This window comes from Candidatus Zixiibacteriota bacterium, from assembly GCA_040753495.1.
Classification (GTDB): domain Bacteria; phylum Zixibacteria; class MSB-5A5; order GN15; family PGXB01; genus DYGG01.
The window spans coordinates 1-10,713 of record JBFMEF010000144.1 but is presented as its reverse complement, the minus strand read 5'-3'; the positions used below and the strand labels follow the sequence as shown (position 1 = coordinate 10,713).

12 protein-coding genes are annotated in these 10,713 nt (G+C 50.8%); 5 read left to right on the top strand and 7 right to left on the bottom strand.

Annotated features, from left to right (window positions below; genetic code table 11):
• Positions 1–357: 357 nt before the first annotated feature.
• The 6 genes from AB1690_09745 to AB1690_09720 form a co-directional block, all read right to left on the bottom strand.
• On the bottom strand, positions 358–1,272 hold the full coding sequence (locus AB1690_09745) for a hypothetical protein (GenBank protein MEW6015593.1): 915 nt from the start codon (positions 1,270–1,272) through the stop codon (positions 358–360).
• Positions 1,273–1,924: 652 nt separating this feature from the next.
• Positions 1,925–3,268 carry a cbb3-type cytochrome c oxidase subunit I gene (locus AB1690_09740; GenBank protein ID MEW6015592.1) on the bottom strand — a complete coding sequence of 448 codons (1,344 nt, stop codon included), beginning with the start codon at positions 3,266–3,268 and terminating at the stop codon, positions 1,925–1,927.
• Positions 3,265–3,978 (bottom strand): c-type cytochrome, encoded by a 714-nt coding sequence (locus AB1690_09735; protein MEW6015591.1) that lies wholly within the window; start codon positions 3,976–3,978, stop codon positions 3,265–3,267. Before AB1690_09735 ends, AB1690_09740 begins: the two co-directional genes overlap by 4 nt.
• 12 nt (positions 3,979–3,990) lie before the next feature.
• Complete coding sequence (locus AB1690_09730; GenBank protein ID MEW6015590.1) at positions 3,991–4,602, bottom strand: hemerythrin domain-containing protein; 612 nt, start codon at positions 4,600–4,602, stop codon at positions 3,991–3,993.
• 24 nt (positions 4,603–4,626) lie between these two features.
• On the bottom strand, positions 4,627–5,256 hold the full coding sequence (locus AB1690_09725; protein MEW6015589.1) for a DUF6448 family protein: 630 nt from the start codon (positions 5,254–5,256) through the stop codon (positions 4,627–4,629).
• Positions 5,257–5,360: 104 nt separating this feature from the next.
• Entirely contained in the window at positions 5,361–5,771 is a 411-nt protein-coding gene (locus AB1690_09720; protein MEW6015588.1) for an Rrf2 family transcriptional regulator, read from the bottom strand.
• A gap of 216 nt (positions 5,772–5,987) precedes the next feature.
• Here AB1690_09720 and AB1690_09715 point away from each other — a divergent pair, with 216 nt between their 5' ends.
• The gene (locus tag AB1690_09715) at positions 5,988–6,695 is read left to right on the top strand and encodes a hypothetical protein (GenBank protein MEW6015587.1); all 708 of its coding nucleotides are present in this window, start codon (positions 5,988–5,990) and stop codon (positions 6,693–6,695) included.
• Positions 6,692–6,952 carry a hypothetical protein gene (locus tag AB1690_09710; protein MEW6015586.1) on the top strand — a complete coding sequence of 87 codons (261 nt, stop codon included), beginning with the start codon at positions 6,692–6,694 and terminating at the stop codon, positions 6,950–6,952. Before AB1690_09715 ends, AB1690_09710 begins: the two co-directional genes overlap by 4 nt.
• A gap of 11 nt (positions 6,953–6,963) precedes the next feature.
• On the opposite strand, the gene AB1690_09705 is transcribed toward AB1690_09710, so the two are convergent.
• Positions 6,964–7,881, bottom strand: a complete 918-nt coding sequence (locus AB1690_09705; GenBank protein ID MEW6015585.1) for a CocE/NonD family hydrolase — start codon at positions 7,879–7,881, stop codon at positions 6,964–6,966.
• Between the two features lie 130 nt (positions 7,882–8,011).
• On the opposite strand from AB1690_09705, the gene AB1690_09700 reads away from it, so the two are divergent.
• The 3 genes from AB1690_09700 to AB1690_09690 all read left to right on the top strand — a co-directional run.
• Complete coding sequence (locus AB1690_09700; protein ID MEW6015584.1) at positions 8,012–8,230, top strand: hypothetical protein; 219 nt, start codon at positions 8,012–8,014, stop codon at positions 8,228–8,230.
• Positions 8,231–8,552: 322 nt separating this feature from the next.
• Complete coding sequence (locus AB1690_09695) at positions 8,553–9,740, top strand: dockerin type I repeat-containing protein (GenBank protein ID MEW6015583.1); 1,188 nt, start codon at positions 8,553–8,555, stop codon at positions 9,738–9,740.
• 307 nt (positions 9,741–10,047) lie between these two features.
• Positions 10,048–10,713, top strand: a 666-nt coding sequence (locus tag AB1690_09690) for a hypothetical protein (protein ID MEW6015582.1), incomplete at its 3' end; no start/stop codon positions are given.

The window sequence follows — 10,713 nt, the reverse complement described above, 5'->3', positions numbered from 1 at the left end:
TGAGTGGAAGAATGGGGGGAATATTTGCGAAGGGCAGTAAGTTGCGAGGCCCCGCGATAATCATGATGCTGATTTACTTGTGGTGTTTCTTCCCAGTTGCTTACATCTATCTTAGCAGCCTTGGATTTGTACTTGGTTAGCAGGTCGGCTTTGGAGCGGTGCTAAGAGAGAGCAGCATTTGTATTGCACATAATAGAGGGGCTGAATCGATTCATGGATTAAGAAATTTCAGCTTTTTAAAATAACGGCGGGTCGGAAGACCCGCCGTTTATTAGGGAAAGGCGCACAAGACCGATGAATACAAATCTTATGCTGACGGGGTGTCAAATCAAAGTGCTTGACCACCCGCTGTAATTCCTATTTTCTCCAGTTCCCTTTGTAATTCAGTTCCTTAAAAAACTGGTTCAATGTCTCATGAAGACTCCATCCCGCGACCAAGGAAACTGTCAATACTTGCCCGGAGAGTTCCGTTCCACGAGGATTGGAGTAATCAACATAGCTGTAACGAACAATACCGCCTAAGTAAAATCCGGTTCGACGGTCGATGAAGAATCGCTGACGAAGTCCTATACTCGCCCCCAGGCCGCCGAGCGTAACGATTCTTTCCGGACTCTCCTTTTCCGTAAGGCTGTAGACGACTTCATAACCAACTCCGACAAAGATATCGGTGCTTGCGGATTGATTATCAATGAACTTGAGCCCAGCATCCACACCAAATAACCAGCAATTGAATTGATCAGTGGCGACAATCTGTCCCATGCTGTCAACAAGATACTTGTCTTTGGTCGGAGAAAACCGGTAGTTAATCCCGAAGTCGTAGCGAAACTTATGGTTTTCTCCTCCCAGCTGAAAACCAATATCCGGGTGATTCCCCAGAAGGTCAAGTTCCCGACTGGGTATCCAGGAGCCGATAGAGAAACTTACGTTAGTACGAGTTCGGTATTGACTTTTTATATTGGCAACAAAATCATCATAGCTTTCACGAATGACGGAGTTTCCCTGCTCATCGGTTTGTATCAGACTGAGAGCGCTATCGTATTGACCGGAGTAATATAAACCAAGAATTCGACCGGCACTGGATATATCGCTTCGAAGGGAGACTCTTTGTGCCAGATTGGATCGGAACTCAAGAAAGTCCTCGTGAGTATTGTCAACCGGCTGGTCCCATCCGTAAAGATGAACCCATCGCCACCTCTTTAAAAGATATTCTTGTTCACTTCGATGCAGGAGCATATTGGAAATAGTAGAGCGGCCGATTAACGAATCTCCCAACCTGTTCTGTTCAGCAAGGAGAAGTAATCGTGTAATTTCAACCGTGGGTGTAGGGCCGCATTCAGATTTTATATAATCAATGACGTCGAAGATCGAATCTTGTTGATTCCCCTGATAAAGCCTGGGGACCTGTCGCTCAAAATTGTAGTGATATCTTTGACAATCGCGAGGGTCATCTTGAGTTAAGAAGTCATGCATATCTGCGAGCACGGCGGGCATACGCCTGGCGACGCTGGCGCAAGAAACATGGAGAATAATTGTCGCAACTATGAGGAATCCAAAGTGATATCGTTGATACATAGTTCCTCCTGTGAACTGATTCGATAATCAAATATCGTCTGGAGAACAGAATTGTGCAACGGGAAATTCTGTAAATTAGATGATTGTCATCGTCTGTAAAATCTGACCGCAGGGTTGCCCATTGAATGTCCCGCTGAATTTAGGCGGAACTCGAACGGCACCCAATTATGGAAATATTGGTATCTGTTGACCCTTTCAGAATGGCAGATGGCAGTTTCAGATTGCTCTGGGTCTTGCCTGCAAGTGAGGAAATATATGATAAGGGTCCCGGAAGTTGAAAAACGGCGGGTCGGAAGACCCGCCGCTCACTTACAGGGTGGACTCTATCCCTTAAGAACCAAAATCTACTTCGCTACGCCGCCGCTATCCTCTCCGGCGCCGATTGCTTCATCTTCAGCAGGTCATAAATAATTATCACCACGCCAACAAAGAACACCAGCCCGCTGACAATCGCAATCTTGAACCAGAGCTGCATCTGCGCCTGCGCGGTCATAAATCCCAGCCCCAGCACCCGTTCCAGATAAGATTGCAGCACTCCCGCCACGCCGAACGCCAATCCCAGCGCAAACATCGCCAGACTGGTAATCCAGAAACCCCATTTGCCGAGAGTCTGGCGGAAATGGGTGATTCCTTTCAGTTGCGGGAAAGCATAGTAGAAGATAGTGAAGTTGAGCAGGGCATAAGCGCCAAAGAACGCCATATGGCCATGCGACACTGTTACCTGGCTGCCGTGAGTATAGTAGTTAATCTGCGGCAGAGTATGGATAAATCCCCAGACCCCGGCGCCAACCAGATGATAGATAGCGCATCCGGCCGCCAGAAGCCAGACCAGCGGATTTTCGATTTTCTGCTGCCGCTCTTTGACATGGCGAAACGTATCCCAGACCATCAGGATAATCGGCACCGGCTCCAGGGCGCTGAATATCCCCCCAACCCAGAGCCAGTAGCGGGGGGCTCCGATCCAATAGTAGTGATGTCCCGTGCCGGCGATACCGGTAAAAAGAAACAACCCAATTTCAACGTAGAGCCACTTTTCCACCACTCCCCGGGGAACGCCGGTTATCCGAAGAAGAATCCAGGCGATAATCGCCCCTGTGACCAGTTCCCATGCCCCCTCTACCCAGAGATGGATTACCCACCACCAATAGTACCAATCGATAGAGAGATTTTTGTAGAAGGGAAGCCCGAAAAGATAGAGCAGGGCAAGCATTACCAGTCCGCCCAGGAGTGTCCCCTGAATCATGGTCCAGTTTTTCGCCTTAATCATAGTGGCGGCGACATTGAAAAGAAATATCAGGGCGCCGACAACAATGAGCAAGTCCAGTTCCAAGGGAATCTCCAGAAGCGGCTTTCCCTGTGTCCAGCCGAAAAGAAAACCGACCAGGGCGGTAACGCCGGTGCCGACCAGAATTATCAGCTGCAGATAAGCCAGTTTAGTGCTGAACAACTCCGATTTGCTCTCTTCGGGAACCATAAAATAGGTTCCCCCCATAAAGCCCAGAAGCATCCAGAGCACCAGCAGGTTGGTATGAAAAGCCCGGGCGGTGGAGAAAGGGAAGATATCGACCAGGCTCTGAGGAAGGGTGAAAGCGTAATTGATTGCCAGCCAGAGTCCCATTAGAACCTGCAGTCCAAAGAGAAGCAACGCCACCACAAAGTACGGATAGGCGACTCGCTGCGATTTATACGGTATCATTGCGTCTCTCCTTTCTGACGGGCAAGAAAATCAGCCAGGGCATCCAGGTCAGACGGTGTCATCTCCTGATATCCCGGCATATTGGTCTGCGGATTTACCGAAGCCGGGTCATATATGTACTGACGAATCTGCTCCAAGCTCATCCGCGCGCCGGTATCATCCAGAGCCGGACCGGAGTCGCCGCCGACTCCGCCTATGGAGTGGCAGGCGATACATCCCTGACCCTTAAAGAGAGCCGCGCCGGGGGTCATGGCCGAGCCGCCGATAAGACGTTTGCTTTCGGTGCTGCGACGTTTCTTGGAGTCCTGCGGGGGCCAATCCTGAGTGTCGATATCATTTACCCAGCGGAAGAAATCGACCAGGCGGTCGATTTCCTGTGCGGAAAGATTCTGATGCGGCATCTTGCGAAAAGAATTAGCCAGAATCAGTTCCGGCTGCGCCACCACGCCGCGGATATAGTTTTCGCCGCGACGGTCATAGACACGGGTCAGGTCGGGAGCATAATAACCGCCAAATCCGAGAATGGTGTGGCAGTCATTGCAGTTATATTTCTGAAAGACCCGCTTCCCTTCCACGACATCGTCGGAGAGACGGTCGGCGTTGGTCAGGGCATGCACCTGATTGTGAGTATCCCAGGTCAGCACCAGAAAGAGAAGCGCCGAACTGAGAGTGCCGACATAGAAAATTGACTTGGCAAGTTTTGACGTCATAAAGTCCTCTCTTTAATGACAGTTATGACAGTTGGGTGTTTCGGAATTCTCGTCTATATGGGCAAAGTAATTCGGAGCATATTTTTCCACCAGACTGTCGGCGAGAGCATGAAACTTCTCGTGCTCGCCGGGACCGGTTTTCTCTTCCTCGAATCGTTCAAACTGTTCCCCCATATTTTCAAGAAGTTCCTGCGGAAGATTCATCGCCGCGGCCGGATAAAGGATATTATCCTCTTTCATAATATGATTCCTCAGAAGCGCGGCATAAGAGTTTGCCGCCTGCGCAATCGCCAGGCGGTCTTCCGCCGACCATGCCGCCGTTTGCTCCGCTTTTTCGCGGAGTATGCCGATAAGGCGCCGCCCTTCCTGATGCTCCATCAACATCACCGCCACCGGACCATATTCGCGGGAGAAACCATGCTCCACCATCGTAGAGAAAAGAATATCTTCTTCTTTGCCGTGGTGGCAGGAGTCGGCGAAAGTGCGTATGAAGCCGACAAATTTTTTCAGGTCTTCACGCTCAACCTGTTCGCCGTCATGCACCGCCGCCACATAGTTCTCCAATGCCGCAATCACCTTTTCTATCAGGCGATGCTCATTCTGTAGCATCTGTAAAGGATTCATCTATTGCCTCCAAACCTATTGGTGTTAATGTTTATGCTCGACTGCGCTCTTTTCCGATGCATCGTGGTGTGCCGCCGGAGTGGTCAGCGCCTGATGCAGCCGCTCGACATAGTGGATAAATTCAATATAAGTGGCGACATATTCCCGTCCGGCTTCGACCGTATGCCCGGCATGCTCTCGCGTTTCCAGAGCATGCGCGAATCTTTCATTGATGCCGGCTGTTAAGGCGGCGTTCAGCGATTGGAGAAGAGAACCGGCGGACTTTGACGTCAGCGCCTCCTCCGCTTCCTCTATCCCCGGCTCCAGCGGGGTACCTGACGGTTTCAGACCGGTGTACGGCGCCCCCTCCCCTTCCCGATGCAGACGGACGAGAGTTTCGAAGAAATATCTTTGCGCCAGAGACTTGGCTTCTTCACCCAGTTTAGCAACTGATATAGTCTGCTCAAAAAGGCTCCGAATCTCCGCCTCGTGCTTGGCGCCAACCCATTTCAGCACCGGAGTAACATCACCTTCTTCAAAAGCCAGGCGGGCATCCTTGACAACCGGACCATCATATGTGTCGCAATGAGCAGATGCCGGCGCATAAGCCAGTAAAGCGACAAGAATCGCCAGGAAAAGCGACGCGCAAAGCCCGGATAATTTTTGGTTTAACATAATAAACCTCCTCACCAGAAAGATTGAATGATTAGTTGACCGTATATTCATCTATTATTTAATGGTTGTCTGTCATGATTTGGTTGAATTTGTATCAAAAAAACCTACTTACTCTCTTTTGAGGCTCGCTCCAGGGTCATGGAGCCGATGGTGCGCGTAAATTCTTCCCGGAGCCTTTTCCACTGGTCATGCAGGGCGCAGGAGCCGGTGTCGGTGCATTCGCGCAGGCCGAGAATACAGCGATTCTCCAGATTCTGCAGCCCGTCAATCGCTTCCACCACATTCCAGATCGTTATCTCTGATGATGGCTTTGCCAGCATATATCCACCGCCCGGTCCTTTGGTCGCCTTGACCAATCCCTTGTTGCGAAGGCTATGAAGAATCTTTGAGAGAAACTGCTTTGGGATTGCTTCGGCGGCGGCAATCTCGGTCACTCGAATTGGTTTGGCGCCATTGTCGCGCGCCAGAAATATGAGAGCCCTTAAGGCATGCTGGGCGGTTGGTGAATATATCATAGTGCCATATTTATTGAATAGTTGACCATATACTCGTATATTATACTACTCCATATATCGGCTGTCAACAGAAAAATATCATATTTTTGTCATTTTTTCTCTGAAGGCGAGATTTCTATTGACTGGAAGGTTAATTAGAGTATTTTTGTCCGGTTTTTAATCCGGGCGTAAGATTAATAATTGCTTAATGTTAGACAAAGTCTAAAAGGAGCATATATGCGCCGGTCAGTCCTTTCAACCGTTCTCCTTATATTGATTTTAACCTCCAGTTCGATGGCGGACAGACGAAACTATGTCTGGACTTATCAATATATGACCATGCCTAAGGGAGCGACTGAATTAGAATTTTATCAAACCACCATGCTTAGTAAGACAGATAAATGGGAGTTCCGCTTTGAAGTGGAGCATGGGCTCACCGATTACTGGGATCTTTCGGTCTATCAGATATTCTCGCAGTTGGAAGGGGATGACTTTACCTGGGATGCGGTGCAGTTGAGAACGCGTTACCGTCTTGGCGAAGAGGGACGGTGGTTCCTTGACCCGCTTTTATATTTTGAGTACAACCGCAAGGTTGATTTGAAACTTCCCAACAAACTGGAAGGAAAACTGGTATTAGCCAAGACTGTCTCCAATTTCAACCTGGCGATAAATCCCCTTTATGAGCTCTTTTTTGCTCCCGGAACCAAGCATGAATTGGGGGTTGACGCCGGCTTTTCCTGGCAGTTTCATCCCGCCTTCATTGCCGGACTGGAATCAACCTCCCGCTTCGAATTCGAAGATGGCGAAACCGAGACCGCCTCTTATCTCGGTCCCACGGTATCTTTTGCCTCCGGCAACTGGTGGTACACCGCCGGAGTCGCTTTTGGGTTGACCGATGAATCAGATGACGCCCGGGTTCGTTTCCTTATGGGGGTCGAGATATGACCGGCCGCCTGACAAGATTCATTCTTATTCTGGCAGTGAGCCTGATCGGTTGCGGGGGGGCTTATAAGGCGGGACAGCAGATGAGCGAAGGGGAACGTCTTTTCCGCGCCAACTGCCGCTCCTGTCATCTTCTGCCCCGACCGGCAAAGCATACCGATGCGGAATGGCCCGGACTGGTCAAACGTTATGGCGAAAAAATCAGGCTGGCCGATTCCTCGCAGGCGGCGATAATCGAATTTCTGAATGCCAATAACTGATTGATAAAAAGTCAGCGAACTTTGAAAAACGCGTCCAGGAGTTGACGGCGCAACTGTTCCGGGTCGGAGGGCAACTCCGCCACCTGGAGATATTCCGGTCCCGCCTTTTCTCGGAGCGATTTCAGCTCTTTCGAATTGAGCAGTTCAGTATCGGCAAAGAGAGTAGTCGCCGTTTCCGGCGGCGCAATCTCGCCAGGTCCGGTCCGGTCGAAAGGAAATCCGGAGAGTTTCTGGTACCACCAGAAATAGACCATCGGATGCAGCGGAATCCAGAGGGCGCCCTGTTTCCGGCGGGAAGCCTCCAGCCAGCGGGAGCTTGAGAGGTAGGGTGTCACGGCTATAACGGCGCTGATTCTTTTGTCTTTTCCGGCCCCCCCCAGGGCGGCATCACCCCCCAGACCAAATCCGACCGCCACCACTGGAGCCGGCATCTGGCTATGAATATTCAGATAAGCGACCATTTCTATCAGGTCATCGGCTTCATAACTTCCGGCAAAGCGATAAATTCCGCCCGAAACTCCGGCCGCTCGCTGGTCATACAGAACAACACTCCACCCGGAGTCAAGTAAGGGTTGAATATATGGCATAAAGAAAGTCCGGTCGGTGTCGTCAGGATGAAGCAGAATCACGGTTCCCCGCGGCTTAAGGCTGCTGTCGGTAGGCGCAAAGCGGACGGAGGCGAGGCGCAGGTTGTCGTTGGAGGAGACGGCGAAACTATCTGGCGCGAGTCCCGCGGCGACAAAAGGCTCAATATTGTTGGCAAGGCGGAACTCCGGGTCTTCGAAGCGGCTTCCGTCAGGACGGGCGGTCATCTTCGGTACAGTAATCAGTGGGTAGATTATATAGAAGAAAGCGACCAGGACTATCAGCACTATGACCGCTACGGTCAGAATCGTCTCGCGGGTCTTTTTTGATATTAATTTTGCCACTTTTTCAATCCCTTCAGAAAATCAGTGGGGAAATTTACAGCAATTTAATGCGCGCGCCAAGACAATTTATCTCTACTGTGACGGAAAATCGACTAAAAAGGCGCTGCTTTGACCGCCAGCAGTTCATCCCATGAACAGACGAGTGACGACCGGCAGGCTGACGGCTGAAATAGACCGGTCTGAAGAGCGGCCCGGTAACTGCGACGGCGGCAGGCTGGTACGAGGGCTCCCTGCCGTGGTTGCCGGCACGATGAGCGGCGGGCGACAGAAAAAATCGGCAGAATTAGGCAAAAATACTATTGACAGGCTGCGGTTCGCCCTGTATATTGGTTGTCGGATGATAGGATAAGTGTCCGCAAAAGAACCTTGTTTAAGAGATAAGGTATATAGGTCTTCATTTATTTATTCAGAAGTACTTATTCTAAGACTTGATTTCCACACTGCTTAAGCTGACCGTGGGGGGTCGCTTAAGAAAAAACTGTTGATTGCAGGATTGTTGAGACTGGCAAGACTGTAATGTCGGGCGGAAAAGCCGATAGGTGATATAGATATCGCCTATGGCCACCGTCGCCGACCTAAGCCGGTCAACTCCTTGAGGTTGTGGTTATAGGTTAGTAGCTAAAAGATAGCTAAAAAAACCGACAGAACCAAACATGATACAGGAGGAAGGAATGTCCTTCAGCCCCAAGTTCTTCAGACAAGGATTTGTCCTTGCCGCGATGCTGGCTATAGTTATGCTTGCGGCGCCAATGACGGCCACAGCCCAGTTTTACGACCTCGAGGTGCAGGTCGGAGACACCGTAGGATACCCGGCAACCCTCAATTCCGCTATTTCCGTCTATATGAAAAATTACTCCGATACGGTAGCGGGGTTTGAACTCTGGCTTATGCTCGACCGTCCTGACCGAATTATCTTTCAGACCAACCTCGATACCGTCATCGATACCACCCGATGGCGCTGCATTCAATACAGCGGTCCCAATTGTATCGATTCCGTGGTGGCATCGCTTTACTGGGTCTGCACCCAGTACTCCGGCAACACCTGCATTGACTCGATAATGCAGTACGGCTACTACCGCTGTGACCAGTATCAGGCTGATTCCTGCATCGATTCCACTTTTATTCCCGGCTGGGACTGGATGAAAATTGACACGACCGAGGTCTTTACCGGCAATTACGACACGGTGGGGACCTTGACCCGCGGCTGGGAATATATTCAGACCCGTTCGCTGGGAGGGCAGGGATTCGACATAAAAATTACGGCGCAAGCCAATACCATACCGCCTCCTTATAAGCGCGGTATCGGTCCTCAGTATGGAACCACCCCTCTCATAAAGTTGCTGGCCGATATTCTTCCGGTGCCGAGCGGTGATACCGACCGGACGGTGAGAATAATGATTCAAGCCAACAATCTCGACAACTTTGCTTTTACCGACCAGAAGGGGGACTTAATCGGGGTCTATACCGACACCGTGACCGACACCGTTCTCTGGCGTTGCCAGGACTGGGCTAACCCGCCGCAGAATACTATCTGCCTGCTATGGGAAGTGGTGCCGGAGGCTCCTTATGATTCTATGTCGTTCCGCGATGTCCTGGTGGGGCGGCTCGATACCTCCAAGGTTTATCTGGATGATGGCTCTCTTACCGTTTTGCGGGGCAAATGCGGCGATGTGAACAACAACGGCGTGGTGAATATACTGGATGTTACCTACCTGATTGCTTACCTGTACAAAGGGGGTCCAACGCCGCCGGTCTTGTCGCTGGCAAACGCCAACGGCACCTGGCCTATTAATATTCTCGATGCCACATACCTTATTGCCTATCTCTACAAGGGAGGACCGGACCCCAGGTGCAGTTAGGGTGACTTAATATGATTTTTGTGGAAACTTAATATAAATCAAACCTGAAGAGACATGTTTGGAAATAGAGAATTCTAAAATCCACATGAGAAAAGAAAGGAGGTGACACTTTAAGAGGTAATTTTGAAAACACGCGCTCAAAGGAAAGAAACCAACATAGGTCTTCCTGACTTAACCGAAGTAAGGTATTCGGACGGCCTGGTGGCTCTCGCCGGATGAAAAACCGATTTCGGATTCCCGAGGGGGGAAAGGCTCGAAAGAGACCTAAATGATGAATGATGTTAACGAAACAAAATAGGAGCACAAGATGAAACGCAATTTGTTTTTACTTGTCCTATCCTTAATGCTTCTTTCTTTTGGGCAGATTTCCGCTCAGCCGTCGCTGTCTATCTCGGCGCAGGTTCCCGCTACTTTTCTATGGGACGATGCCGGTACTGACAAAGTCATTCCCGGTCCGATGTTCATTGAGATAGTATGGCACTACGACAACGTGGGTGGCACTGAGCTTTTGGGCGGCGCCTTTGTAGTCCGGGTCGATGGTCCCCTGGCCAAGATTCCCGGAGTCGCCGGCGCCCTTCCTGCCCCCTATGACAATGTTGTGATGAAAAACGGCTTCCAGTTCCCCAGCATCTACTGGAATACCTTCGGCGGCGGCGCTGCCGATTGGCCGTTTGCCTGGTTGCAGAACATGAACGGCACCATGCCGGACACCATGGGCCATGCTTTCGCCGGCACCGCCGGTCTGCCTGGCAACCTCGGTCCGACTGCCTTCTATGAACTGCATTACACGGCTTCAGCTGGAACTATCACCGTTGACTCGGTTGCCCCGTCTGACAACGCGTTTGACTGGGCGTTCGACTATCCGGCCAGGTTTACTCCGCTCTCGATTATAGTCGAGCAGCCGCCGAACCTGCCTCCGTCAATGGTCGGTTGCCCGACCCAGTTAACGACCCAGCATCACGTTGATTTCAGC

What these genes read in the sequence shown, in the direction of transcription:
- AB1690_09710 (MEW6015586.1), top strand. Translation starts at nt 6,692, where the DNA reads ATGACCGGCCGCCTGACAAGATTCATTCTTATTCTGGCAGTGAGCCTG.
- AB1690_09730 (MEW6015590.1), bottom strand. Translation starts at nt 4,602, where the DNA reads ATGAATCCTTTACAGATGCTACAGAATGAGCATCGCCTGATAGAAAAG.
- AB1690_09725 (MEW6015589.1), bottom strand. Translation starts at nt 5,256, where the DNA reads ATGTTAAACCAAAAATTATCCGGGCTTTGCGCGTCGCTTTTCCTGGCG.
- AB1690_09695 (MEW6015583.1), top strand. Translation starts at nt 8,553, where the DNA reads ATGTCCTTCAGCCCCAAGTTCTTCAGACAAGGATTTGTCCTTGCCGCG.
- AB1690_09700 (MEW6015584.1), top strand. Translation starts at nt 8,012, where the DNA reads ATGAACAGACGAGTGACGACCGGCAGGCTGACGGCTGAAATAGACCGG.
- AB1690_09735 (MEW6015591.1), bottom strand. Translation starts at nt 3,978, where the DNA reads ATGACGTCAAAACTTGCCAAGTCAATTTTCTATGTCGGCACTCTCAGT.
- AB1690_09720 (MEW6015588.1), bottom strand. Translation starts at nt 5,771, where the DNA reads ATGATATATTCACCAACCGCCCAGCATGCCTTAAGGGCTCTCATATTT.
- AB1690_09715 (MEW6015587.1), top strand. Translation starts at nt 5,988, where the DNA reads ATGCGCCGGTCAGTCCTTTCAACCGTTCTCCTTATATTGATTTTAACC.
- AB1690_09740 (MEW6015592.1), bottom strand. Translation starts at nt 3,268, where the DNA reads ATGATACCGTATAAATCGCAGCGAGTCGCCTATCCGTACTTTGTGGTG.